This is a genomic window from Bradyrhizobium sp. AT1 (genome assembly GCF_001590795.1).
Taxonomy (GTDB): Bacteria; Pseudomonadota; Alphaproteobacteria; order Rhizobiales; family Xanthobacteraceae; genus Bradyrhizobium.
Window position 1 is genome coordinate 2,586,856 of sequence record NZ_JXDL01000001.1, and the last position, 24,651, is coordinate 2,611,506.

Genomic DNA, 24,651 nt, shown 5'->3' on the forward strand with positions numbered 1-24,651 from the left:
TTCCGTATCGATCGATCGCGGTTGCAAATCGATCGGAATTCGCAATCGCAGCACGGGACGGCTTTATTGATCTTCGAATGATTCCAACTAGTTTGGCCTGAGGAAACGCTCTGGTTGAGAACGAAGAATGACAGCGGTTTTTGAGCCTTGGAACGAGACGCGCGGCGCTGAGATCATCGGCGAACATGCCAACCAAGAGGGCGCGACGCTGGTCATCCTGCATGCCCTACAGGAGGCGTTCGGCTACGTGCCGGAGGCGGCCATTCCCATGGTGGCGCAAGCGCTCAATCTGTCTCGCGCCGAAGTGCATGGCGTGTTCACGTTCTATCATGACTTCCGCCACAAGCCGGCCGGCCGCCACGTGCTGAAGCTGTGCCGCGCGGAGGCCTGCCAGGCCGCGGGCGGCGATGCGCTGGCGGCGCACGCCGAAGCAAAGCTCGGCGTGTTGCTAGGCAACACCACGCCCGACGATCGCGTCACGCTGGAGCCGATCTATTGCCTCGGCCTGTGCGCGACCGCTCCGTCGGCGATGCTCGACGGCCGCCTGATCGGCCGGCTCGATCAGAAGCGCCTCGATGCCCTCGTTGCGGAGGCCCAGCGATGAGCTTGCGTCTGTTTGTCTCACGTGACGCCGGCGCAGTCGCCGTCGGCGCCGACGACGTTGCCCTGGCGCTGGAGCAGGCCGCCGCGAAGCGTGATGTGGCGATCGAGATCGTCAGGACCGGCTCGCGCGGGATGTATTGGCTCGAGCCGCTGGTCGAGGTGGCGACACCGCAAGGCCGGATCGCCTTCGGTCCGGTCACGGAAGCCGACGTGCCCTCGCTGCTCGACGCGCTCGCCAGCAACACGCCGCATGTGTTGCGGCTGGGGGCAACCGACGAGATTCCCTGGCTGAAGCGCCAGACCCGTCTCACATTCGCCCGCTGCGGCGTGATCGATCCGCGCTCGCTCGACGACTACCGCGCCCATGGCGGCTACAAAGGCCTGGAGCGTGCGCTGTCGCTCGGCTCGGATGCCATCCTGAACGAAGTCACGGCGTCGGGCCTGCGCGGCCGCGGCGGCGCGGGCTTCCCAACCGGCATCAAGTGGAAGACGGTCGCCCAGGCCAAGGCCGACCGCAAGTTCATCGTCTGCAATGCCGACGAGGGCGACAGCGGCACCTTCGCCGACCGCATGATCATGGAAGGCGATCCCTTCCTGGTGATCGAGGGCATGACCATCGCCGGCATCACCGTCGGCGCGACCAAGGGATACATCTACACCCGCAGTGAATATCCGCATGCCATCGAGGCAATGAACGCCGCCATCCTGGAGGCGCGGCGCGGCGGCTATCTCGGAAGCAACGTCGGCGGCTCGAGCTGCAGCTTCGATCTCGAAGTGCGCGTCGGTGCCGGCGCCTATGTCTGCGGCGAGGAGACCGCGCTGCTGGAGAGCCTCGAAGGCCGCCGCGGAATCGTGCGCGCCAAGCCGCCGCTGCCGGCGCATTACGGCCTGTTCGGCAAGCCGACCGCCATCAATAACATCCTGTCGCTGGCCGCCATCCCCTTCATCCTCGCCGAGGGTGCCAAGACCTACGCGGATTACGGCATGGGCCGCTCGCGCGGCACGATGCCAATCCAGCTGGCCGGAAATCTCCGCCATGGCGGCCTGTTCGAGACCGCCTTCGGTGTAACGCTCGGCGAACTCGTCGACGACATCGGCGGCGGCACGTTGACCGGTCGCCCGGTTCGCGCCGTGCAGGTCGGCGGCCCGCTCGGGGCCTATTTCCCCCGTGCCCTGTTCGACACGCCGTTCGACTACGAGGCCTTCGCCGCGCGCGACGGCCTGATCGGCCATGGCGGCATCGTCGTGTTCGACGACAGCGTCGACATGCGCAAGCAGGCCCGCTTCGCCATGGAGTTCTGCGCGATCGAATCCTGCGGCAAGTGCACGCCGTGCCGGATCGGCTCGACCCGCGGCGTCGAGACCATCGAGAAGATCATCAACGGCGAGCGCGTTCACGAGAACCTCGCGCTGGTCGAGGATCTCTGCAGCACCATGAAATTCGGCTCGCTCTGCGCACTCGGCGGCTTCACGCCCTACCCCGTGCTCAGCGCATTGAAGCACTTCCGGGAGGACTTCATCCCGGCGCCGACCACGCTTCAGGCCGCGGAATAGGAGAACGACGATGTCTCTGATCGAAGAAATCGACTACGGCACGCCGCGCTCGAAGTCGGAAACGATGGTGACACTCACCATTGACGGAAACCAGGTCACGGTGCCCGAGGGCACCTCGATCATGCGGGCAGCGATGGACGCGGGCCACCAGATCCCGAAGCTGTGCGCGACCGACATGGTCGACGCGTTCGGCTCCTGCCGGCTCTGCCTCGTCGAGATCGAGGGCCGCGCCGGCACACCGGCCTCCTGCACTACGCCGGTCATGAACGGCCTCGTCGTACACACCCAGACCGAGCGGCTGAAGAAGCTGCGCAAGGGCGTGATGGAGCTCTACATCTCCGACCATCCGCTCGACTGCCTCACTTGCGGCGCCAACGGCGATTGCGAGTTGCAGGACATGGCCGGCGCCGTGGGCTTGCGCGACGTGCGCTACGGCTATGAGGGTGAGAACCACGTCTTCGTCAAATCCCATGGCTGCGACAACGACCAGTGGATGCCGAAGGACGAATCCAACCCGTACTTCACCTACGATCCTTCCAAGTGCATCGTCTGCTCGCGCTGCGTCCGTGCTTGCGAAGAGGTGCAAGGCACCTTCGCGCTGACGATCTCCGGCCGCGGATTCGATAGCCGCGTCTCCCCGGGCATGAGCGAGAGCTTCCTCGGCTCCGAATGCGTCTCCTGCGGCGCCTGCGTGCAGGCCTGCCCGACCGCGACGCTGACGGAGAAATCCGTGATCGAGATCGGCCAGCCCGAGCATTCCGTCGTCACCACCTGCGCCTATTGCGGCGTCGGCTGCGCCTTCAAGGCAGAGATGCGCGGCGAGGAAGTGGTGCGCATGGTGCCCTACAAGGACGGCAAGGCCAATCGCGGCCATTCCTGCGTCAAGGGCCGCTTCGCCTGGGGCTATACCAACCACAAGGAGCGCATCCTCAAGCCGATGATCCGCGAGCGGATCGAGGATCCCTGGAAGGAAGTGTCCTGGGACGAGGCGTTCTCGTTCGCCGCGGCCAGAATGCGCGGCATCCAGAAGAAGTACGGCCGCGACGCCATCGGCGGTATCACCTCGTCCCGGTGCACCAACGAGGAGACCTATCTGGTGCAGAAGCTGATCCGCGCGGGCTTCGGCAACAACAATGTCGACACCTGCGCCCGCGTCTGCCACTCCCCCACCGGCTATGGCCTTGCCACGACCTTCGGCACCTCCGCCGGTACGCAGGATTTTGACTCGGTCGAGGACACCGATGTCGTCGTCGTCATCGGCGCCAACCCGGCTTCCGCTCACCCCGTGTTCGCCTCGCGGCTGAAGAAGCGGCTGCGCCAGGGCGCCAAGCTGATCGTGATCGATCCGCGCCGCACCGAGATGGTGGAATCGCCGCATGTGAAGGCGCTGCACCTGCCTTTGATGCCCGGCACCAACGTCGCGGTCATGACCGCGCTGGCGCATGTCATCGTCACCGAAGGCCTCGTCAACGAAGCCTTCGTGCGCGAGCGCTGCGACTGGAGCGAGTTCGAGGAATGGGCGGCCTTCGTCGCCCAGCCGAACAACAGTCCTGAGGCGACCGCGATCCTCACCGGCGTCAACCCGAAGGATCTGCGCGAAGCGGCCCGCACCTACGCCACCGGCGGCAATGGCGCGATCTATTACGGGCTCGGCGTCACCGAGCACAGCCAGGGCTCGACCACAGTGATCGCGATCGCGAACCTTGCGATGGCGACCGGCAATATCGGCCGTCCCGGCGTCGGCGTGAACCCGCTGCGCGGCCAGAACAACGTGCAGGGCTCCTGCGACATGGGCTCGTTCCCGCACGAGCTGCCCGGCTACCGCCACATCTCCGGCGATGCCGTGCGCGACCAGTTCGAGGCGCTGTGGAACGTCAAGCTCAACCCCGAGCCGGGCCTGCGCATTCCCAACATGTTCGATGCCGCGGTCGAAGGCACCTTCATGGGGATCTACGTGCAGGGCGAGGACATCCTGCAGTCCGACCCCAACACCAGCCACGTCGTGGCGGCGCTGTCGGCGATGGAATGCGTCATCGTTCACGACCTCTTCCTCAACGAGACCGCGAACTACGCCCACGTCTTCCTGCCCGGCTCGAGCTTCCTCGAGAAGGACGGCACCTTCACCAACGCCGAGCGCCGCATCCAGCGTGTGCGCAAGGTGATGACACCGAAGAACGGCATGGCCGACTGGGAGGTCACCATCGGCCTCGCCAAGGCGATGGGTTTCGAGATGAACTACAGCCACCCCTCGGAGATCATGGACGAGATCGCGGCGCTGACGCCGACCTTCGCCGGCGTCTCCTACGCCAAGCTGGATCAGCTCGGCTCGGTGCAGTGGCCCTGCAACGAGAAGGCGCCCGAAGGCACGCCGGTGATGCATATCGACGGTTTCGTTCGGGGCAAGGGCAAGTTCGTCGTGACCGAATATGTCGCGACCGACGAGCGCACCGGCCCGCGCTATCCCCTGCTGCTCACCACGGGTCGCATCCTCAGCCAGTATAATGTCGGCGCGCAGACGCGGCGCACCGAGAACGTGGTCTGGCATGCGGAGGATCGCCTCGAGATCCATCCACACGATGCCGAGCAGCGCGGCGTGCGCGACGGCGACTGGGTGCGGCTGAAGAGCCGCGCCGGTGAGACCACGCTGCGCGCGGAGATCACCGACCGTGTCGCGCCCGGCGTGGTCTACACCACCTTCCACCATCCGGACACGCAGGCCAACGTCATCACGACGGACTATTCGGACTGGGCGACCAATTGCCCCGAATACAAGGTCACGGCGGTGCAGGTGTCGCCCTCGAACGGCCCGTCCGACTGGCAGAAGGCCTATGACGCGCAGGCGCGCCAATCGCGCCGCATCGCGCCGGCCGAGGCTGCGGAGTAACCGTATGCACGTCCCCGTCCAGGCCATCGACCGCGAGATCTGGCGCGACGGCGTCGCGTCCGAAGGCACGCGGCTGATCCCGGAGGAGACGCCGCTGGCGCTGACCTATAATGGCGGCACCTATGCCGTCATGATGGGGACGCCGCAGAACCTGGAAGATTTTGCCGTCGGCTTCAGCCTGGACGAAGGCGTCATCAAGTCGGTTGACGACATCAAGTCGCTCGAGATCGTTCGCCTCGACGACGGCATCGAGCTGAGGATGTGGCTGGCGGCGGAGGATGCCGCCCTCATCAACGAGCGCCGCCGCCACGTCGCGGGACCCACTGGCTGCGGCATCTGCGGTATCGAGTCCATCGCCGAGGCCGTGCGCCCCGCGGCGGTCGTGCCGCACGGACAGACCTTCACGCCTGACCAGATCATGATGGCGATGCAGGCCATGGCGCCGCTGCAATCGATCAATCTGCAGACTCGCGCCGTTCACGCTGCTGCGTTCTGGTCCCCTTCCGGCAACATCGTCGCGTTGCGCGAGGACGTCGGCCGCCACAACGCACTGGACAAGCTCGCGGGCGCCCTGGCGCGCAGCCGCAACGAAGCGCGCGGCGGCATGGTGCTGTTGACCAGCCGCGTCTCGGTCGAGATGGTGCAGAAGGCCGCCGCGATCGGCGCGCCGGTGATGATCGCGGTATCCGCGCCCACCGCCCTCGCGGTGCGTACCGCGGAGGCCGCCGGCATCACGCTGATCGCGATCGCGCGGCAGGACGGATTCGAGATATTCACGCACGGCAGCCGGATCGTGGCTCGCCATGCCACGGAGGTTGCCGATGTCGCCTGACCGCCTGATCTACATGGCCAACCAGATCGGTACGTTCTTCCGGAGCCAGGGCCACGACAAGGCCGTGCCGGGAATTGCCGAGCACATCAAGAAGTTCTGGGATCCCCGGATGAAGCGCGCCATCTTCGCCCATCTCGATGCCGGCGGCACGGGCCTGGAGCCGAACGTGCGCGAAGCGCTCAGCTCGTTGAAGGCTACGTCCCTTCCAACAGCGCCCTGAACACGCGCCGCACCTCGCTCTGGGTCTCCTTCACGCGCGCCTCCAGCGAGGAGAAGTCCGGCGCGTCGCCGGCGCGCGCCATCACGCGCTGAAGATCGGTGCCGGCGGTTTCCGGCTTGAAGCCGTCGCTGACGCACAGCCGCAGGATCTGCGTCAGGTCGTGATAGAGCCGCGCGGCGGCACGCAGGATCTCGGTCTCCGACTGCGGGAGCACGCCGAGCCTGCAGGCGTTCTCCAGCACCTGCAGGGTGCTGACGTCGAGGATCTCAGGCTTGTCGTGCGCGTGCACGAGCTGGAGATATTGCGCGATGAAGTCGATGTCGACCATGCCGCCCGCGGCGTATTTGAGATCCCAGCAATCGGCCTCGCCCTTCTCCTGGGCGATGGCGCGCCGCATGTCGGCGACGTCGTTGGCGGTGATGGCGAGGTCACGGCGGCGGATCAGGACGTCGCGGATGACGCGTTCGATCCGCTGGCCGAATTCGGGTGAAGCCGACACCACGCGCGCACGTGTCAGCGCCATGTGCTCCCAGGTCCATGCCTCGTTGGCCTGGTAGTCCGCGAACGAGACCAGGCTCGAGGCCACGGGACCGGCGCGACCCGAGGGCCGCAGTCGCATGTCGATCTCGTAGAGCACGCCGTAATTGGTGCGCGTCGTGAACGCGCTGATCAGGCGCTGGGTCAGGCGGGCAAAATAATGCGCGCCCTGCAGCGATTTCGGCCCATCGGAGTCCGGATGGTCGCTGTCGAAATCGTAGAGCAGGATCAGGTCGAGATCGGAGGAGGCCGTCATCTCGCGGCTGCCGAGCCGGCCCATCGCGATGATCGCGGTTTCCTGGCCCTTGATGCGGCCGTGCTGGGCAGCGAAGCGATCGGCGACGAGGCCGTGCACGGTGTGGACGATGCCTTCGGCAACGTCGGCGAAAGCCGTGCTCGCCTGCTGCGCCGAGACGGTGCCGGAGAGGATCCGCGTGCCGATCAGGAACAGGCTCTCCTGCCCGAACAGGCGCAGGCGATCGAGAAACTCCTCGTAGGAGCCGGCGTCCTGCACGGTCGCAGCCAGCCGTCCCGACAGTTCCTGCCGATCCGGCATGGCGCCGAAAAAGCGCGGATCGATCAGGCCGTCCATCAGCTGCGGCTGCCGCGCCAGCATCTCCCCCAACCGGGGCGCCGCGCCCAGCACCAGCGCCACCAGCGCGACGAGCTCGCGGTTCTGGCCGAGCAGCGTGATCAGCCGGCCGCCGCGCTGGAGCGCACCGAGGAAATGATCGAACGCCACGACGGCGCGGTCCGGCTCCTCGGCATGGGCAAGTCCGTCGATCAGGGTCGGCACGAATTCGACGAAGGCATTCCGCGTCGCCTCATTGCGGAACACGCGATAGTCGCCGGTGACCCAGTCACGCAGGGTCTGCGCCACGGCGGCCGGCTTCTTGAAGCCGAGCGATGCGAGGTGCTGGAGCAGGCGCGGATCGTCCGGACCTGCGCTGTAGTCGAGCGCCGGCAACTTGGCCGTCCCGGTCGGATCGTCGCCCTCGAACAGCTTTTCGTAATGCCCCTGCACGATCTCGAGCTGCCGCAGAAGGTCGCCGGCAAAGGCCTCGCGATCCGGATAGCCGAAGAAGCGCGCAAAGCGCTCGACGGCGTCCTTGTCTTCGGGCAGCGTATGGGTCTGCTCGTCGGCGATCATCTGAATGCGATGCTCGACCCGGCGCAGGAATTCGTAGGCCGTGGTCAGCTCGTCGCGCGCAACTGAGGTGATCCAGTTGCTCGAGGCGAGAATGTCGAGCGCGCTGAGCGTCGGCCGCACCCGCAATTCCGGATGGCGGCCGCCGGCGATCAATTGCTGGGTCTGGGCAAAAAACTCGATCTCGCGGATACCGCCGCGGCCGACCTTGACGTTGTGGCCCTCCACCGCGACCTCGCTCTGGCCGCGATAGGTCTGCATCTGCCGCTTCATGTCGTGCACGTCGGCGAGCGCGGCGAAATCGAGATGCTTGCGCCAGACGAAGGGCGCGATCTCGGCCAGCAGCGCCTCGCCTGCTTTGGCATCGCCGGCGCAGGCACGCGCCTTGATCATCGCGGCGCGCTCCCAGGTGCGCCCTTCCCGCTCGTAATAGTTCAGCGCGGCATCGCGCGAGATCGCCACCTGGGTCGAGGATGGATCGGGGCGCAGACGCAGGTCGACGCGGAACACGTAGCCGTCATAGGTGCGCTGCTGCAGGATGCGCGCCATGCCCTGCGTCACGCGGACGAAGAACGGCTGCGGCTCGATGTCCGGCGCCAGCGTCGTCGCATCGGGATCGAAAAACACGATGAGATCGATGTCGCTGGAATAGTTCAGCTCGCCCGCGCCCATCTTGCCCATGGCGAGCACGATCAACCCGCAGCCCTCTTCGGGCGCCTCGGGATTGGGCGGCAGGATCTTGCCACGTGCGGCTTCCTGCCGCAGCAGGAATTGGAGCGCTGCCTGCACCGAGGACACCGCGACATCGGTCAGCGCCGCCGTCACTCGCATCACCGGCCAGACTCCGCCGATGTCGCACAGGGCGGTTAGGAGCGCAGCTTCAGCCTTCATGCGGCGAAGCAGCCGCATCACCTCGGCCTCGTCCACGGCCGCGAGCACCGCGACCCTGGCGTCCGCGATCAGCGCCGTCAGATGCGCATCCGGATCGCATTCGAGCAGCCTGAGCAGGCGCAAGGCGTCGGCGCGCACCAGATCGAACAGATAGGGCGAGAATTCCGCGATACCGGACAGGATGTCCCGCGCGAAGGGATGAGCCAGCAGCGCTTCGAGACGAGCCGATTGCGCCGGCTCGAGCTCGCTCAGCCAGCTCTCGAAACGTCGTTCGTCGGTTGTGGAAGCGGCAATATGGGGAGCTTCCGCAAAGCGCGCGGCCAGCCTCTCGCCATGCTTGTCCGCGTTTCCCGGCGCGGAGTGGTTCATGCCACCTTCTGTGGCACATCCGGTATTGGTGGAGCAACCCTGTCGCCCGCGCCCACGCGCGCCGGCAGCACCAGCGTGGCGACGAGGCCGGGCTGGGCGTCGCCGAGCCGCAACTCACCGCCATGCAAGGTCGCGACCGCCGAGGCGAGGCTGAGGCCGAGGCCGGAGCCCGGCAGGGTGCGGCTGGCTTCCAGCCGCACGAATCGTTCGACGGCATGCTTGCGGTCGGCCTCGGGGATGCCGGGACCGCGATCGGTGACGCTGAGCAGCACCTGGTCACCCTCGCGCCGCGCCTCGATCGTGATCGGCCGCGCGTCCATGCTGACCACGGTTCCGCCGGTCTGTGCGACCGGCTTGCCATATTTGATCGCATTCTCGACCAGATTGGCGAGCGCCTGGCTGACCAATTCGCGGTTGGCGTGAACAGGCGTCGGCTCGGCCCTGACATTCAAGGTCATGCCGTCGTCCTCGGCGAGCGGCTCGTAGAGCTCGTGGATGCCGTTTGCGACCTCGGCAGCGTCGAAATCGTCCATGTTTCCGCGCGCCTGTCCGGACTCGGCGCGCGCGATCATCAGCAGTGCGTTGAAGGTGCGGATCAGGCCGTCGGATTCCTCGATGGTCCGCTCCAGCGCCGCGCGGTAATCGGCCTCGCAGCCCGATTTCGCCAGCGCCTCCTCGGCACGGTTGCGCAGGCGCGTCAGCGGCGTCTTGAGATCATGGGCGATGTTGTCGGAGACCTCCTTCAGCCCCGCCATCAGCGCCTCGATCCGCTCCAGCATGGCGTTGAGATTTTCGGCGAGGCGATCGAGCTCGTCGCCGCTGCGCCCGACCGGCAGGCGCTCGCTGAGATCGCCGGTCATGATGCGCTGGGTCGTCCCCGTCATGGCGTCGATGCGCCGGAGCACGCGGCGCGCGACGAAGACGCCGCCACCGAGGCCGAGCACGACGACGATCAGGACCGACCATTGCGCCGCCTTGGCGACGATGCCGAACAGACGCCGCCGCTCGGCAAGGTCGCGGCCGATCAGCAGGCGGAAGCCGTTCTCGAGTTCAGTGACGCGCACCAGGGCGCGATGGTCGCGGTCGTCGGCATCCTCGATGCGACGGTAAGCGGTCTCCGACCAGCCGCGCGTCGCCATCACGCCGGGCGCCAGCGAGCCGACATTGCCGGCGATCGCCTGCCCGGTCGGCGTCGTCACGAGGTAGAGGTTGGCGCCCGGCCGCAGCGCACGATATTCGATCGCCAGCACGAGGGCGCGCAGGCCGCGGCGGCCGTAGATCTCGGAGATCTCCGAGGTCTCGGCATTGACCGTCTGCGTGATTTCCTCGGTGATCAGTCGCCGGGTGTTCCAGGCGAAATAGGCCAGCAGCGAGGCCGCGAACATCGCGAACAGCAGCAGATAGACCAGCGTCAGCCGGAATGCCGTGGTGCGGACGAGTTTACCGAATGCCGTCACGGATCATGTACCCGGCGCCGCGGATCGTGTGCAGCAGCGGCCGCTCGAATCCCTTGTCGATCTTGGAGCGCAGCCGCGAAATGTGCACGTCGATCACGTTGGTCTGCGGATCGAAATGATAGTCCCAGACGTTCTCCAGCAGCATGGTGCGCGTCACCACCTGGCCGGCATGCTTCATGAGATATTCGAGCAGGCGGAATTCGCGCGGCTGCAGTGTCAGCTCGTCCTTGCCGCGGGCCACGCGATGGGAGAGCCGGTCGAGCTCGAGATCGCCGACGCGGTAGAGCGTGTCCTCGGCGGGACCGCCGCGGCGGCGCGACAGCACCTCGACCCGTGCCAGCAGCTCGGCGAAGGAATAGGGCTTTGGCAGATAATCGTCGCCGCCGGCGCGCAGGCCCTTGATGCGGTCGTCGACCTGTCCGAGCGCCGAGAGAATCAGCACCGGCGCGGTGTTGCCCTTGTCGCGCAGCGCGCCGATCACGGACAGGCCGTCGCGCTTGGGCAGCATGCGGTCGACCACCAGCACGTCGTAATCGCCGTTCTCGGCCATGGCGAGGCCTTCCTCGCCGTCGGCGGCGTGGTCGGCAATGTGTCCGACTTCGCGAAACGCCTTCACGAGGTAGTCGGCGGATTCGCGGTCGTCTTCGATGATGAGGAGGCGCATCGTGCGTTCGGCGGCGGTCAAGGAGGTCAACCTTCTCTAAACATGGCGCGAGCGGCAATCGCATGCAAGCCGAGGGGGAGACTCTGGCATCGAGAAAAAGGCGGGCGGTGAAGCTGGGGGGACTTCACCGCCCTAGGCCTTCCGACGGAGGGGGCGTAATTCCACCGGAAGGTAGACAGGGGAAGCGAACATGACGCTGCTTCCCCGAAGGGCGCCGGCGGCGGGGGCGACTGATGCCGGCGACACCCTTCATCTCAAGAGCGTCCTTAAGGCTCAGCCCTTGGCGAGGGGGACCGCGACGAAGCGCGACTGGCCGCCGCTTTTCACGCGCATCAGGACGCTGTTCTTGTTGTCGGTCCGCGCCGTATTGATGGCCTCGCGGACGTCGCCGGCGGTCGCCACGCTCTTGCCGCCGACTTCGAGAATCACGTCGCCTTCCTTGAAGCCGCGTTCGGCCGCGGCGCTCTTCGGGTCGACTTCGGTGACCACGACGCCTTCCTTGCCGGCACCGGCCACGGAATTGGCGGGCGCGACGGTCATGCCGAGCTTGGGCACGTCGGTGCCCTTACTGGCACCCTTGCCGCTGTCATTGTCGTTGTCGGCTTTGGCCTCGACCGTGTTCGGCAACTGGCCGAGCGTCATGTTCACGACCTTGTCCTGGCCCTTGTGCAGCACGTTGAGCTTTACGGTCGCGCCGGGCGCCATGCCGCCGATGGTGCGGGCAAGCTCGCGGGCATCCTTGACCGTTTCGCCGTTGACCGCGGTGATGACGTCGCCGGACTCGATGCCCGCCTTTGCAGCCGGGCCGTTGGCCTGCGGCTCCGCCACCAGCGCGCCTTCGGCCTTCTTCATGCCGAGGCTGTCGGCGATGTCGGAGGTGACGGGCTGAATCTGCACACCGATCCAGCCGCGGCTGACCGAGCCCTTATCCTTGAGCTGTGCGACCACGCTCTTGACGGTGCTCGCCGGAATCGAGAACGCGATGCCGACGCTGCCGCCGGAGGGCGAGTAGATCGCGGTGTTGACGCCCATCACCTCGCCGTTGGTGTCGAAGGCCGGACCGCCGGAATTGCCCTTGTTCACGGGCGCGTCGATCTGGATGAAATCGTCATACGGACCATTGCCGATGTCGCGGCCGCTCGCCGAAACGATGCCCGCGGTCACGGTGCCGCCGAGGCCGAAGGGATTGCCGACCGCAAGCACCCAGTCGCCGATCCGCGGCTTGGCGTCGGCGAGTTTGGCGAACGGGAAGTTCGAGCTGCCCTCGACCTTGATCAAGGCGAGGTCGGTGCGCTGGTCGGTGCCGATCACTTTGGCGGTGTAGGTCTTGCCGTCGTCGGTGGTGACCTCGACCTTGTCGGCGCCGTCGACCACGTGGTTGTTGGTCACGGCATAGCCGTCAGCCGAGATGAAGAAGCCGGAGCCCTGCCCCTGCACGACGCGGCCACGGCCGCCGCCCCTCATGCCGGGAATGCCATCCGGACCGCCGAAGCGGCGGAAGAAGCGCTCCATCGGCGAGCCCGGCTGGAACGGCGACTGGGCGTCATCGCCGTCGTCGTTGCTCGCGGTCTTCTCCTTGATGTTGACCTTCACCGAGATCACCGACGGCTTCACGCGCTCGACGATGTCGGCGAAGCCGATCGGACGCTCGACCTTGCGGACCTCATTGTTGACCTGCGCGTGTGCCGGGCTCGAGAACAAATCGGCCGGCGAGCTCGACGGGCTGAAGCCATAGACGGCCGCGCCGAGACCGGCGACAACCGAGGCCATCAGCGCGAATTTGCGCGCGGAGAACACCGACCGGCGCGGCTGCCGATAGGACGGAAGGTTCGAGAGGTCGATACGGTCGCTCATGCGGAGATCTCCAGGGCCTTGAAATCCATGTGGTGCCGGGCGGTGGCACCTTACGGACCTGAAGATGGGGGCTCCCGCCTTACCGTGCGCTGGCGGCGGGGTTAAACTTTCGTAATGATGGGACGCGGCGGATGCGGCAGTTCAGCGCAGAACAAAAATGGTGGTCTTACAGGAACTTAATCGAGTTCCCGCAACGCCGGAGAAGCGCGGTTGTCAGCTCGCTCTGACGCTGACGATGAACTCGTCGACTTCGCGCTTCAGGGTCTCGGCCTGCTGCGACAGATCGACCGCGGAATCCCTGGCCTCGGCGGCCATGCGGCCGGTCTCTGCGGAGGTCGAGGTGATCTGGACGATATGGTTGGAGACGTCGAGTGTGCCGCGCGCTGCGTCCTGGGCGCTACGCGTGATCTCCTGCGTGGCGTTGCGCTGCTGGGAGGTGTCGATCTCGATGCCGGACATGATCGACGAGATCTCCGATAGCGTCTTGGAAATGCCGTCGATCGCGCCGCGCGTCTCCGCGGTGATGCCTTGAATGCTGGCGACATGGGAGGTGATCTCCTCGGTCGCCTTGCTGGTCTGATGCGCCAGATTCTTCACTTCGGAAGCGACCACGGCAAAGCCCTTGCCGGCTTCGCCAGCCCGTGCCGCCTCGATGGTGGCGTTGAGCGCCAGCAGATTGGTCTGCGATGCGATTGCCTGCACGAGCTGCACGACCTCGCCGATCTTGTCGGCGGCATCCGACAGCGTGTGGATGGTGTCTCGGCTCTTCTCCGCCTGGGACGCCGCGCCCTCGGCGCGCTGGGTCGCATCCGTGACGCGGCGGCTGATCGTGCCGATCGAATTCGTCATCTCCCCCGCAGAGCCTGCGACCGTCTGCACGCTGGCGCTGGCCTGGCTCGCCGCGCTCGCGACCGCATTGGCCTTCGTGCTGGTGTCGTTGGCCGTCCGCGACAGCGTCTCGGCATTGCTCTTCAGATGCACGGCCGATGACGCCACGCTGTCGACGACACTTGCGACGAGATCGTTGAAGCGCTTGATCCGGTCGTCCAGGAACTTCGATCGCTCGGCCTGGTGCTGCGCTTCATGCAGCTGGCGTTCGGTGAGATGGCGCCGCTCGATTCCGTTGGTCTTGAAGACCTCCAACGCGCCGGCGAGCATGCCGATCTCGTTGGTGCGGCCGAGCCCCGGAACCGGCGTCTCGAATTTCTGGTCGGCGACCTCGCGCATGGCATGCACGATCGCCGCCAGCGGGCTGAGGATGCCGTTGCGCACGGCGAACCAGGTGGTGAGGCAGATCGCGACGGCGACGATGGCGATCACGCCGCAGGCGGCCAGGAAGTAGGAGAACGCGGTCTGCGCCTGCTGATAGATCTGCATCGCATGGTCGCGCGCGGGGCCGCTCAGCGCGGCGAAGTCCGAGGACAGGCTGGTGATCTCGTTGTTGAGATAGAGCACCGCGATGAAGCCGGTGCCGCCGCCGATGCCCAGCAGAAACAATAATGCAGCGACGACTGCGCCGACCAGGAAGCGGATCGTCAGATTGCTGTTCGCGAACATCAGGGCACTCGGAGTCTGGAATCAAAGCTCGCGACAAGCTTCCAGACAAAGGTCAAAATACGATGAACCGCGCGGCGGCGGGCCGGCGGCCTACGTAGCACTACGTAACCAGGACGATTTCGCCGCACTAACGAGATTTGGCCTCGTCCGACATCAAGGCCGCGAGCCGCGCCTGTTCATCGGGCGTGAGCGGCGGCGCTGGTACGTCCGCACCGCTCTGCGCGCGACGCCGGATTTGCAGCCACAGCGTCAGTCCGCCCCCGATCAGCAGCAGCGGCCCGAGCAGCCACAGCACCAGAGTCTGACGCTCGAAGCGCGGCTTCAGCAGCACGAACTCGCCGTAGCGGGCAACCAAGAAGTCGAGCACCTGCGAGTTGCTGTCGCCGGCGCCGATGCGCTCACGCACCAGGAGCCGCAGATCGCGCGCCAGCGGCGCATCGGAATCGTCGATCGACTGGTTCTGGCAGACCATGCAGCGCAGTTCGCGCGACAGCTCGCGCGCACGGGCTTCCTTGGCAGGGTCCGACATAATCTCGTCGGGCTGCACCGCATGCGCCGCAGGCCAAGCCAGCAGCGTCAGCAGGGCGAACGCGGCCATCATCCGGCGCATCGGATCACTCCGCAGGCTGCAGGCGCTGCTTGGCCCGCGCCGGCTTCGGCGCACCGACCCGCAGGCGCCGGTCTGACAGCGACAGCACGCCGCCGAACGCCATCAGCACCGGTCCCCACCAGATCATGAGCACCATCGGCTTGTAGTAGATGCGCACGGCAATGGCGCCCTCGGCATTGGCGTCGCCGAGCGAAATGTAGAGCTGGCTGGCGCCGCGCGTCAGCAGCGCGGCCTCGGTGGTCGACGAGCCGCGGGTGGTGAAGCTGCGCTTGGAGGGCGTCATGACGCTGAGGGTCTCGCCGTCACGGCTGACGTTGAACTGGGCGATCATCTCGCGAAAATTCGGGCCTTGACGCTGCAACAAGCCATCGAGCTTGACGTCGAAGCCGGCGATCTGAGCAACGTCGTTCTGCTTCATCGTCGCGATATGTTCGCTGTTCCAGGTGGTCTCGCAGACGATCCCGATCAGCGCCACGCCGAGGCCGGCATGCGCGAACGCGGTGCCCCAGGCCGAGCGCGGCAGACCGCGTGCCCGGTGCAGCACCGTCGCGAACGGCAGCCGCACGAGACCGGTGCGTTCGACGATATCGGTGACGGCGCCGGCGATGACGAAGACGCCAAGCCCGATCGCAAGCGGCGCCAGCGCACTGCCGCCGCGCGCCCAGCCCCAGACGATGGCAACGGCCACGAGCCCGGTAACGCCCGCAGCTAGCAGGCGCTGCGTTACGCCGAGCAGATCGCCGCGCTTCCAAGCCAGCATCGGTCCGAACGGCACGGCAAGCAGGAGCAGGACAAACAGCGGCGCGAAGGTGAGATTGTAGAAGGGCGCGCCGACCGACATCTTGAAGTCCGCGAGCATCTCCATCGCCAACGGATAGAGCGTGCCGAACAGCACGACCGCGCAGGCGACGGTGAGCAGCAGATTGTTCAGGACCAACGCGCCCTCGCGCGAGATCGGCGCGAACAGGCCGCCCTGCTTCAACGAGGTGGCGCGGCCCGCGAACAGCGACAGGCTGCCGCCGATGAACAGGCAGAGGATCAGCAGGATGAACACGCCGCGGGTGGGATCGGTGGCGAAGGCGTGCACCGAGGTGATGACGCCCGAACGCACCAGGAAGGTGCCGAGCAGCGACAGCGAGAAGGTGAGGATCGAGAGCAGGATGGTCCAGACCTTCAGCGCGTTGCGCTTCTCCATCACCAGCGCCGAATGCAGCAGCGCGGTGCCGGAGAGCCACGGCATCAGCGAGGCGTTCTCGACCGGATCCCAGAACCACCAGCCGCCCCAGCCGAGCTCGTAATAGGCCCAGTACGAGCCCATCGCGATGCCGAGCGTCAGGAAGATCCAGGCCACCAGCGTCCATGGCCGCACCCAGCGCGCCCAGGCCGCGTCGATCCGGCCCTCCATCAGCGCCGCGATCGCGAAGGAGAACGAGATCGAGAAGCCGACATAGCCGAGATAGAGCATCGGCGGATGCACAGCGAGCCCGATGTCCTGGAGCACCGGATTGAGATCGCGTCCCTCGATCGGCGGGTTCGCGATGCGCAGGAACGGGTTCGAGGTCACGAGGATGAAGAGGTAGAAGGCGCTGGCGACCCAGGCCTGCACGGCCAGCACATGCGCCCGCAGCGACAGCGGCAGATTATTGCCGAAGGCGGCGACCAGCCCGCCGAACAGTGCGAGGATCGACACCCACAACAGCATCGAGCCTTCATGGTTTCCCCACACGCCGGTGATCTTGTAGAGCAGCGGCTTCATCGAGTGGGAATTCTCGTAGACGTTGGCGACGGAGAAATCCGAGTTCACGTGCAACATCACGAGCGCGACGAATGAAGCGCCGACAAACAGGAGTTGGGCCAGCGCGGTGGAGCGCGCTACGTTCATGAGCGCGGCATCGCGCAGGCGTGCGCCGATCAGCGGCACGATCGACTGGATCAGTGCGAGCCCAAGCGCCAGCACCAGCGCGTAATGTCCGGATTCTGCGATCACCGCACTGCTCCCAGCGGATTGCCTTGCGCGGTCGTCGCCGGCTTGCCCGCATCAGATGTCTTGTCGCTGCCAGCAGGCTTGCCGCCGTAATCGTCCTTCCAATGCCCCTGCTTCTTCAGAGCATCGGCGACGTCCTTGGGCATGTAGGTCTCGTCGTGCTTGGCAAGCACGGTATCGGCCTTGAACACGCCGTTGGCGTCGAGCGCGCCTTCGGCGACGACGCCCTGCCCTTCGCGGAACAGGTCGGGCAGGATGCCCTTGTAGGCCACCGGCAGCTTGGCGTTGCCGTCGGCGACCTCGAAGGTCACCGCAAGATTGTCGCCGCGCTGGAGCGAGCCGGGCTGTACCAGCCCACCGAGACGAAACCGCTTGCCGGGCTCGACGTGCTTCTCGGCGACCATGGTCGGGGTCGAGAAGAACACGATGGAGTCGCGCAGTGCGTTGAGCACCAGCGCGGCCGCGAGCGCGAGCACGGCGAGCGAGCCGCCGATGATGGTCATACGTCGCTGCTTGCGCGTCATGGCGTATCCGTTCTCCGCTGCTCTCGTCCCGACATCGTCATCCGCCGAGCCCGAGAGTCTTGAGGCCCTCGTTGAGCTGGCGAAGCCGCTCGGCATCGCTGGCAACCGCCTGCCGGGCATCGGCCGATGCCCCGGCCGCCTTGTCACGGTCGCCCATCACGAGATAAGCGCGCACCAGGCGCAGCCATCCATCGACATCGTCGCCGTTCTGCTTCAACCGAGTGGCCAGGCGGTCGACCATGCCGCGCACCATCGCGTTGCGATCGCCTTCGGCCATATCCTTGGAAGCGGCGATCGTCTCGTCCGACAGCGCCGGCATCGTCCCGCCGGCGACCCGCACCAGCGAGGTCTGCACCAGGGTTCGCCACGGCGCATCAGCGGGCGCTTTCGCAAGCAGCGCGCGCCAGATATTGGCCGCATCGTCCTTGCGGCCGTCCTGTTCGGCGGCTAGGCCGAGGAAGTAGTTCGCCTTGGGATCGTCGGCGTCCAGGGCATGGGCACGCTCGAATTCGGTCTTGGCCTCGGCGGTCACCACGCCGCCGGCGGCGGCCGAGAGCGCTTCACCGAGATCGGCCCGGCGCTCCGCGCTCTCGCCATTGTAGGTGAGCGAATTGCGATAGGCGCGCACGGCGTCGTCGAAACGGCCGAGCCGCTGCAGCACCGGCGCGAGCACGTTCCAGCCGCGCCCGTCGGTCGGATTCTTCTCCAGATGCTGCTGGACCTGTTCGACGAGGTTCTCGAGCGACTGCGCCTTGCCCGGCGCGCGCTCCCGTTGTGCCAGCGGAAAGTCCTGAAGTTTGGGCGAGCCAAGCGGCATGTAGATGGCAATCGCAACGAGTGGCAGGCCGGCGAGCGCCAGCACGGCCGCCGCACGGCGCCATTTCAGATTCGACGTCGGCGCCAGAGCGGCCTCGCTGGCGGCCGCGGCAAGCAGCCTGCGGCTGATCTCGACGCGCGCCGCCTCGGCGTCAGGCGCGGGGATCAAGCCTGCGGCGAGATCACGATCGACCTCGGCCAACTGATCCTTGTAAACCGCGACCTCGCTGCCCTGGGCTTGCGCGCGTCCGTTACGGCCAAGCGGCAAGAGCACGGCGAAAATCGCCGCGACCGTCATCAGCGCGAACACGAACCATAACGTCATCTGGCAAGCTTCCGGCAGCGCACGAACCGCGCCCATAGGTGGCTTTACACCACGGCCGGACGATGCGGCAATTGACAATTGTCAATTCGGCGCGACCGCACACAGTCCCGAAACGGTGACAATCCAACGGCTTAGCCGATTTCGAACTCCGCGCTTTGCGCGGCGTCCTCGCCGTGCCCGTTGAAGGCCTTCAGGAAGTATGTTCCCGGCTTGACGGCCTCCGGCAATCTGATGCGCAGCGCGCCGACCGGAACCGGAGACGCGACCCTCGTGATGGTCTCGGACAGTTGCCGACCGCTTGCCTTCTCGACCAGCACCACCTTCGCGCCGACCATCAGTCTTTGATACTTGGCAACGATGACGCGGTTCTCAATTTCGATGGAGCTGATAACGGGTTTCATGCGCCCACAAATAGAAGTTCCCCGGATTTGCACGGGGACCGTACGGCGCGCCACCGGCACCGTCAACCACAAATTGTGATCACGAAAAGATGCGCTTGAATCAGCTTGCGCGCGAGGATTTGCGCTCGCCGGTCGCAGCGTTCTCCGCGGCCCGGCTCATCAGCGAGGCGTAATCGTCGCCGAACAGCACCTGGCAGAAGCGAATCGCGGCCTGCACCTGCTGTTGCCTGTAGGTGCGGACCTTGTGATCGGCAGCGCGCAGCGACTGCACCAATTGCTCGGTCGAGCGCTCGACATATTGCTGAAGGTCTGAATAGGTGCGCAGGGTCACTTCGTTGATCGCAAGCTCGCTCGCATAGTTGCGGCAGGTCGCGACGAAATCGATCAGCGCCGCGGTTTCCTCTACCTCGGTACTGTCGATCCGCGCCCCCGGCGGAATGTCCTTCTCGGCGCGCTGGCGCAGGATGCGGCGAACGCGGCCGGGAACGCTGTCGATCTCGGATTGCAGTGCATTGGAGATGTCGGCCCGGATCGAGGTCAGCTGCTTGCCCCAGGCGGAATCGTTGCGCAGGTCGAGCTCGGTGCGCAGGCCGCGCACGCCGTCATGCAACGCTTTGAGATTGCCGGCAACGTTGTCGAAATGGCCGCGCTTGATGTCCATGCGCAGGGTGGCGGCAACGCAGGACAGATCGTGCAGCGCGATCGTGACGGCCACGCCGTAGGGCGTCGCGGCGACGCGGATCTCGTCGTCGGAGGCGGCAATCTTGATGGCGAGGCGGATGATCTGCCACGGCGCTGTCATCCGCTGCACCACGATCGACAGCGCGAAGGGCAGCATTTGCGGGGTCTGCAGCACCGGAATGTTGAGCGCCGACGTCACCGAGGCGATCTGGGGATCGCCGAACGCGCGTAAGGTGCGCGGCAGCTTCTCGTTCAGGGCGGCGATGGCGTCGCGGACCTGAAGCACGGCTCCCATCGAATAGAGGTCCTCGATCACGTTGGGCGGGCCGACCCGGGCCAGCGCGCGCGACTTGTCGCCGCCGCCGGGACCCGTCAGCGCGAAAATGGCGTCCGCAGCGACCGCTTGGAGCTTCGAGGCCAGCGCCTCGACCTGCCCCGCACTGTCCGCCGGCATGCGCGCCAGCGCCGCCTCGAATTCGTTCACCTTGTCCGGGGCGCCGTCACGGCCCAGCCATTGCCAGATCGGATGCAGCGAGGCGCGGCGGATCTGCCCGACCCGGATCGGAACGCCCGCCTCGACCAGGAACGGTTCCAACGCCTGGAACAGCAGCCGGGACAGGTCGTCCGTGCGCGGCGGCGCGGCCTCCTCGGCTTCGGTCTTACGGACGATCTTGCGCAATTGCTCGAGCACGAGGGTCGCCACCGCCGTGTCCTGGCCGCGTTCGAGCGCACGCTCGAACTCCCGCATCAGCAGGGCCTGCGCCTGCGGCGGGAGCTGCGCGAGATAGTCCCTCAGCCGCTCGATCGATGTCTGGCTCATGCGCCCGGGTAAATGCACGGTAAGATGGCGGACATGGGATGCGTCCGGGCGCGATCATAGGAGGGCCCACTTAAGAAGCGGTTTAGGAAGTCGTACGGAATCCCTCCGGTTGGCTTCGGCCGGGGCCTTGGCGAGGATGAAAAGCCACGTGGAACCAAGGGATTAGACTGCCGGCAGGACCAGATCCGCCCGCAGGCCGCCGGTCGGCGCGCCGCCGAGCGAGAGGCTGCCGCCATAGAGCGCAGCAAGGTCGGTCACGATCGACAGCCCCAGCCCCGAGCCGGGCTTGGACTCGTCGAGCCGCTGGCCGCGCCGGGATACCTGGGCGCGCTCGGCCTCCGACAGTCCGCGGCCGTCGTCATCGACGATGATCCGCAGGCGCGGGCCGGCGCCCGCCTGGGTCGGCGTCTCCACCAGAACCTCGATGGAGACGCGCGAAGCCGCCCATTTGCAGGCATTGTCGACGAGGTTGCCGACCATCTCCTCCAGGTCCTGGCGCTCGCCGCGGAATTTCGCCGACGGATCGGCCTTGGCTTCGACCACGATGCCGCGATCGCGATGGATCTTCTCCATGGTCCGCCGCAGCGCCTCGATGGCAGGTGCGACCTCGGTCACGGTCGCGACCACGGAGACTCGCGCGGCGATGCGGGCACGCTCCAGATGGTGCGCGACCTGGTCGCGCATCACGTCGGCCTGCTCCATCACCTTGGCCGCGAACGGGTCGGCCGCGTGGGCGCCGGCCTCGTTGACGATGACCGAGAGCGGCGTCTTGATCGCATGGGCGAGATTGCCGACATGGGTGCGCGCGCGCTCGACGATCTCGCGATTGGCGTCGATCAGCGCGTTGGTCTCGCGCGCAAGCGGCGCGATCTCGACCGGGAATTCTCCCTCGAGCCGCTCCGCCCGCCCGGAGCGGATGTCGGCGATCGATTCGGAGATGCGTTTGAGCGGCGCGAGGCCGAAGCGGACCTGGAACACCGTCGTGAGCAGCAGCACGATGCCGAGCGCGGTGAAGGTGCCGCCGAGATAATAGTCGAAGCTGCGCGTCTCGTCGAAGATCTCGGTGTCGTCGCCGGCCACGCTGACCAGGAACTTGCCGTCGGCGCCGAGATCGACGGGACGCTCGACCATGCGCAAATTCTGCCCCTCGGGCCCATCGACATAAGCGAGCCGAATGCCGGCGGCGGTGAGCTCGGTGCCCTGCTCCTCCAGCTTCGGCAGCTTCTTGTCCCAGAGCGAGCGCGAGGAGCGCACTTCCGGCTTTTCCGTGTCGGTCCGCGTGATCTGCCAGTACCAGCCGGACAGCGGCAGTTCGAACAGGGGCTCGCCCAACGACTGGAACTGACGGTCCGGCGGCTCGTCGGGGGTCGCGACCTCGGCGATGAGGGTGCGCAGATAAAGGTTGAGGCGGCGGTCGAAGGCGCGCTCGGTCGCGCTCTTGTAGACCGACGACAGCACCACGCCGGTGATGGCCAGGATCACCACGAGCCAGGCGGTCGCCGACAGGAACAGGCGGTTCGCAAGCGAACTAGCGCGCATCGGAATGATCCCGGCAGGCGCAGGATGGCAGGGCGTCGGAGCTCATGTCCGGACCAAGGCCCCTGTCGGGGCTGTCCGTCAAGCCCCGGAACGCATCAGGCGGCCGGCGGGGTCAGGAGATAGCCGAGGCCGCGGACGGTCTGGATGATGTCGACGTCGAGCTTCTTGCGGATGCGGCCGACGAAGACCTCGATCGTGTTGGAGTCGCGGTCGAAATCCTGGTCGTAGAGGTGCTCGACCAGCTCGGTGCGGGAGACCACCCGCCCGGAATGGTGCATCAGGTAGGCCAGAAGCCGATATTCGTGCGAGGTCATCTTGACCGGATTGCCGGAGACGCTGACCCGGCCGGTCCGGGTATCGAGGGTCACGGGGCCGCAGCTGAGCTCGCTCTGGGCATGGCCGGTCGAGCGCCGCAGCAGCGCGCGGATGCGCGCCAACACCTCCTCGAGGTGGAACGGTTTGGGGACGTAGTCGTCGGCGCCGGCGTCGAAGCCCTGCACCTTGTCGCTCCAGCGGTCGCGTGCGGTGAGGATCAGCACCGGCATGGTGCGGCCGTTGCGGCGCCAGGCTTCCAGCACCGAGATGCCGTCCTTCTTCGGCAGGCCGATGTCGAGCACGACGGCATCATACGGCTCGTTGTCGCCGAGATAGTGCCCCTCCTCACCATCGAAGGCACGATCGACGACATAACCGGCGTCGGTCAGCGCCTTGGTGAGCTGGCGATTGAGATCGGGGTCGTCCTCAACAACGAGCAGGCGCACGCTTCTCTCCAGAAATAGATTGCATCAACACCGCGCCAGATGAGCAATTCCGGCGTGAACCGCGTATGAACGCGGGGAACCCGCCGCGTTACTTTTTGGTCATATACGATGCTGGCCGCCAACGCGACTGCGCCCGCCCTGCGACCGGGCGAGCCGGCAGCAGGACGGGCGTAATGTGCCGCGTATCGCGGCGCGCCGGAAGGTCCGCCCTTCCCGTCAACTCGGCCGTCAGGTCCGGAAGAACACGAACCAGATGACGGCGAGGATCAGGATCGCAAGCCCGGTCGAGATGGCGAGCAGGGCGGCGACGGACGGCCCAGGTTCACCCTGCCGCGCCTCGGTTGCCGTTTCGACGATCGGTTGCTGCTCTCGCGTGGTTGCCATAATGCCCTCAATCTGTGGATGTCGCTCCCGATAGCCGCGACCTCCTCGCAGCCGATGTCCCCAGCCAACGCGTGATGGGATATGATGTTCCGGCTCTTGCGCCCGGATCGGGCGGCGATGGCTTGGCCCCGCGGCCGGTTAACGCAGTTGCAAGATTCAGCAACCGACCTTGCTTTGATTCGTTGTTCCTCGATGGTATCCTAGTCGTCTGTCCCTGTTGCGTTTGGAGTAGCCCATGGCCCCCCGCGCCAATTGGAAGGGTTTTCTGCGTCTGTCGCTCGTGACCTGTCCGGTCGCGCTCTATCCGGCCACTTCGGACACCGAGAAGGTCTCCTTCAACCAGATCAACCGCAAGACCGGCCACCGGATCAAGTACCTCAAGGTCGACGCCGAGACCGGTGACGAGGTGACATCCGAGGACATCGTCAAGGGCTACAAGGTCGACACCAACACCTATATCGAGGTCACCAAGGACGAGCTCGACGACATCGCGCTCGACTCCACCCACACGATCGACATCGACGAGTTCGTGCCGAAGGCGGACATCGACAACCGCTATCTGATCCGCCCCTATTATCTCGTGCCCGACGGCAAGGTCGGCCATGACGCCTATGCGGTGATCCGCGAGACCATCCGCAGCATGAACAAGGTCGCGATCGGCCGCGTCGTGCTGACCAATCGCGAGCACATCATCGCGCTCGAGCCGCTCGAGAGCGGGCTGATGGGCACGCTGCTGCGCTACCCCTACGAGGTCCGCAGCGAGACCGAATATTTCGACGACATCCAGGACGTGAAGCTCACCAGGGACATGCTCGATCTCGCCAAGCATATCGTCGAGAAGAAGTCCGGTGCGTTCGAGCCCGAGCTGTTCGAGGACCATTACGAAAGCGCCCTGATCGATCTCATCAACAAGAAGCGCTCCGGCATGCCGATCGCGGCCAAGGCCACGCCGAAGAGCAGCGGCAACGTCATCAACCTCATGGACGCGCTGAAGAAGAGCATCGCGAACGAGAAGGACACGGCGCCCGCGGCGAAGGTCGCCAAGGAGGCCACCAAGGCCAAGAAGCCCAAGAAGCGCGTCGAGGGCCAGCGCGAGATGCTGCTGCCGATCTCAGGCAAGGGCGGCAAGGAGCCCGCGGCGAAGACGGCGAAGGAGGCTCCGAAAAAGGCCGCCGACAAGCCGGTGCGCGCACCGGCGCGGGCGAAGAAGGCGAGCTGACCAGCATCGCATCTGCGA

At 66.2% G+C, this 24,651-nt stretch carries 20 protein-coding genes; 6 read left to right on the plus strand and 14 right to left on the minus strand.

Annotation, left to right across the window (positions count from 1 at the left end; all coding sequences use genetic code 11):
• Positions 1 to 127 precede the first annotated feature (127 nt).
• From SE92_RS12345 to SE92_RS12365, 5 genes are read left to right on the plus strand one after another with little or no spacing between them, the layout of a single operon-like run.
• The gene (locus tag SE92_RS12345) at positions 128 to 604 is read left to right on the plus strand and encodes a formate dehydrogenase subunit gamma (RefSeq protein ID WP_063195946.1); all 477 of its coding nucleotides are present in this window, start codon (positions 128 to 130) and stop codon (positions 602 to 604) included.
• Positions 601 to 2,157, plus strand: a complete 1,557-nt coding sequence (locus SE92_RS12350; RefSeq protein WP_063195947.1) for a formate dehydrogenase beta subunit — start codon at positions 601 to 603, stop codon at positions 2,155 to 2,157. Before SE92_RS12345 ends, SE92_RS12350 begins: the two co-directional genes overlap by 4 nt.
• A 10-nt stretch (positions 2,158 to 2,167) precedes the next feature.
• The gene (gene fdhF, locus SE92_RS12355) at positions 2,168 to 5,041 is read left to right on the plus strand and encodes a formate dehydrogenase subunit alpha (protein ID WP_063195948.1); all 2,874 of its coding nucleotides are present in this window, start codon (positions 2,168 to 2,170) and stop codon (positions 5,039 to 5,041) included.
• 4 nt (positions 5,042 to 5,045) lie between these two features.
• The gene (gene fdhD, locus SE92_RS12360) at positions 5,046 to 5,873 is read left to right on the plus strand and encodes a formate dehydrogenase accessory sulfurtransferase FdhD (RefSeq protein ID WP_063195949.1); all 828 of its coding nucleotides are present in this window, start codon (positions 5,046 to 5,048) and stop codon (positions 5,871 to 5,873) included.
• Positions 5,863 to 6,093, plus strand: a complete 231-nt coding sequence (locus SE92_RS12365; RefSeq protein WP_063195950.1) for a formate dehydrogenase subunit delta — start codon at positions 5,863 to 5,865, stop codon at positions 6,091 to 6,093. The genes fdhD and SE92_RS12365 overlap by 11 nt, the downstream gene beginning before the upstream one ends.
• On the opposite strand, the gene SE92_RS12370 is transcribed toward SE92_RS12365, so the two are convergent.
• The 14 genes from SE92_RS12370 to SE92_RS36635 form a co-directional block, all read right to left on the minus strand.
• Positions 6,068 to 9,037, minus strand: a complete 2,970-nt coding sequence (locus SE92_RS12370) for a bifunctional [glutamine synthetase] adenylyltransferase/[glutamine synthetase]-adenylyl-L-tyrosine phosphorylase (protein WP_063195951.1) — start codon at positions 9,035 to 9,037, stop codon at positions 6,068 to 6,070. The genes SE92_RS12365 and SE92_RS12370 overlap by 26 nt on opposite strands.
• A complete protein-coding gene (locus SE92_RS12375; protein ID WP_063195952.1) occupies positions 9,034 to 10,494 on the minus strand; it encodes a sensor histidine kinase in 1,461 nt (486 codons plus the stop codon). Before SE92_RS12375 ends, SE92_RS12370 begins: the two co-directional genes overlap by 4 nt.
• Positions 10,478 to 11,158 carry a response regulator transcription factor gene (locus SE92_RS12380; protein ID WP_063203486.1) on the minus strand — a complete coding sequence of 227 codons (681 nt, stop codon included), beginning with the start codon at positions 11,156 to 11,158 and terminating at the stop codon, positions 10,478 to 10,480. Before SE92_RS12380 ends, SE92_RS12375 begins: the two co-directional genes overlap by 17 nt.
• A gap of 273 nt (positions 11,159 to 11,431) precedes the next feature.
• Complete coding sequence (locus SE92_RS12385; protein ID WP_063195953.1) at positions 11,432 to 13,012, minus strand: Do family serine endopeptidase; 1,581 nt, start codon at positions 13,010 to 13,012, stop codon at positions 11,432 to 11,434.
• A gap of 213 nt (positions 13,013 to 13,225) precedes the next feature.
• Positions 13,226 to 14,569 carry a methyl-accepting chemotaxis protein gene (locus SE92_RS12390; RefSeq protein WP_063195954.1) on the minus strand — a complete coding sequence of 448 codons (1,344 nt, stop codon included), beginning with the start codon at positions 14,567 to 14,569 and terminating at the stop codon, positions 13,226 to 13,228.
• Positions 14,570 to 14,696: 127 nt separating this feature from the next.
• Positions 14,697 to 15,179, minus strand: a complete 483-nt coding sequence (locus tag SE92_RS12395; RefSeq protein ID WP_063195955.1) for a cytochrome c-type biogenesis protein — start codon at positions 15,177 to 15,179, stop codon at positions 14,697 to 14,699.
• Between the two features lie 4 nt (positions 15,180 to 15,183).
• Positions 15,184 to 17,166 carry a heme lyase CcmF/NrfE family subunit gene (locus SE92_RS12400; RefSeq protein WP_063195956.1) on the minus strand — a complete coding sequence of 661 codons (1,983 nt, stop codon included), beginning with the start codon at positions 17,164 to 17,166 and terminating at the stop codon, positions 15,184 to 15,186.
• Positions 17,163 to 17,687, minus strand: coding sequence for a cytochrome c maturation protein CcmE (gene ccmE, locus SE92_RS12405; protein ID WP_063195957.1), 525 nt, complete (start codon positions 17,685 to 17,687; stop codon positions 17,163 to 17,165). Before ccmE ends, SE92_RS12400 begins: the two co-directional genes overlap by 4 nt.
• A gap of 37 nt (positions 17,688 to 17,724) precedes the next feature.
• The gene (ccmI, locus tag SE92_RS12410) at positions 17,725 to 18,828 is read right to left on the minus strand and encodes a c-type cytochrome biogenesis protein CcmI (protein ID WP_063203487.1); all 1,104 of its coding nucleotides are present in this window, start codon (positions 18,826 to 18,828) and stop codon (positions 17,725 to 17,727) included.
• Positions 18,829 to 18,959: 131 nt separating this feature from the next.
• A complete protein-coding gene (locus SE92_RS12415) occupies positions 18,960 to 19,229 on the minus strand; it encodes a hypothetical protein (protein WP_063195958.1) in 270 nt (89 codons plus the stop codon).
• Positions 19,230 to 19,329: 100 nt separating this feature from the next.
• Positions 19,330 to 20,730 carry a hypothetical protein gene (locus SE92_RS12420; protein WP_063195959.1) on the minus strand — a complete coding sequence of 467 codons (1,401 nt, stop codon included), beginning with the start codon at positions 20,728 to 20,730 and terminating at the stop codon, positions 19,330 to 19,332.
• A 162-nt stretch (positions 20,731 to 20,892) separates the two neighbouring features.
• Entirely contained in the window at positions 20,893 to 22,269 is a 1,377-nt protein-coding gene (locus SE92_RS12425) for an ATP-binding protein (RefSeq protein WP_063195960.1), read from the minus strand.
• Positions 22,270 to 22,364: 95 nt separating this feature from the next.
• Positions 22,365 to 23,030: a response regulator transcription factor gene (locus tag SE92_RS12430; protein ID WP_063195961.1), complete on the minus strand. Its 666-nt coding sequence runs from the start codon at positions 23,028 to 23,030 to the stop codon at positions 22,365 to 22,367.
• A 228-nt stretch (positions 23,031 to 23,258) separates the two neighbouring features.
• A complete protein-coding gene (locus SE92_RS36635; RefSeq protein ID WP_198172622.1) occupies positions 23,259 to 23,414 on the minus strand; it encodes a hypothetical protein in 156 nt (51 codons plus the stop codon).
• Positions 23,415 to 23,649: 235 nt separating this feature from the next.
• Between SE92_RS36635 and ku the strand changes: the two genes are divergently transcribed.
• A complete protein-coding gene (gene ku / locus SE92_RS12435) occupies positions 23,650 to 24,633 on the plus strand; it encodes a non-homologous end joining protein Ku (protein WP_063195962.1) in 984 nt (327 codons plus the stop codon).
• The last annotated feature ends 18 nt before the right edge of the window (positions 24,634 to 24,651 follow it).

What these genes read in the sequence shown, in the direction of transcription:
- SE92_RS12345 (WP_063195946.1), top strand. Translation starts at nt 128, where the DNA reads ATGACAGCGGTTTTTGAGCCTTGGAACGAGACGCGCGGCGCTGAGATC.
- SE92_RS12350 (WP_063195947.1), top strand. Translation starts at nt 601, where the DNA reads ATGAGCTTGCGTCTGTTTGTCTCACGTGACGCCGGCGCAGTCGCCGTC.
- fdhF (WP_063195948.1), top strand. Translation starts at nt 2,168, where the DNA reads ATGTCTCTGATCGAAGAAATCGACTACGGCACGCCGCGCTCGAAGTCG.
- fdhD (WP_063195949.1), top strand. Translation starts at nt 5,046, where the DNA reads ATGCACGTCCCCGTCCAGGCCATCGACCGCGAGATCTGGCGCGACGGC.
- SE92_RS12365 (WP_063195950.1), top strand. Translation starts at nt 5,863, where the DNA reads ATGTCGCCTGACCGCCTGATCTACATGGCCAACCAGATCGGTACGTTC.
- SE92_RS12370 (WP_063195951.1), bottom strand. Translation starts at nt 9,037, where the DNA reads ATGAACCACTCCGCGCCGGGAAACGCGGACAAGCATGGCGAGAGGCTG.
- SE92_RS12380 (WP_063203486.1), bottom strand. Translation starts at nt 11,158, where the DNA reads ATGCGCCTCCTCATCATCGAAGACGACCGCGAATCCGCCGACTACCTC.
- SE92_RS12385 (WP_063195953.1), bottom strand. Translation starts at nt 13,012, where the DNA reads ATGAGCGACCGTATCGACCTCTCGAACCTTCCGTCCTATCGGCAGCCG.
- SE92_RS12390 (WP_063195954.1), bottom strand. Translation starts at nt 14,569, where the DNA reads ATGTTCGCGAACAGCAATCTGACGATCCGCTTCCTGGTCGGCGCAGTC.
- SE92_RS12395 (WP_063195955.1), bottom strand. Translation starts at nt 15,179, where the DNA reads ATGCGCCGGATGATGGCCGCGTTCGCCCTGCTGACGCTGCTGGCTTGG.
- ccmE (WP_063195957.1), bottom strand. Translation starts at nt 17,687, where the DNA reads ATGACGCGCAAGCAGCGACGTATGACCATCATCGGCGGCTCGCTCGCC.
- ccmI (WP_063203487.1), bottom strand. Translation starts at nt 18,828, where the DNA reads ATGACGTTATGGTTCGTGTTCGCGCTGATGACGGTCGCGGCGATTTTC.
- SE92_RS12415 (WP_063195958.1), bottom strand. Translation starts at nt 19,229, where the DNA reads ATGAAACCCGTTATCAGCTCCATCGAAATTGAGAACCGCGTCATCGTT.
- SE92_RS12420 (WP_063195959.1), bottom strand. Translation starts at nt 20,730, where the DNA reads ATGAGCCAGACATCGATCGAGCGGCTGAGGGACTATCTCGCGCAGCTC.
- SE92_RS12425 (WP_063195960.1), bottom strand. Translation starts at nt 22,269, where the DNA reads ATGCGCGCTAGTTCGCTTGCGAACCGCCTGTTCCTGTCGGCGACCGCC.
- SE92_RS36635 (WP_198172622.1), bottom strand. Translation starts at nt 23,414, where the DNA reads ATGGCAACCACGCGAGAGCAGCAACCGATCGTCGAAACGGCAACCGAG.
- ku (WP_063195962.1), top strand. Translation starts at nt 23,650, where the DNA reads ATGGCCCCCCGCGCCAATTGGAAGGGTTTTCTGCGTCTGTCGCTCGTG.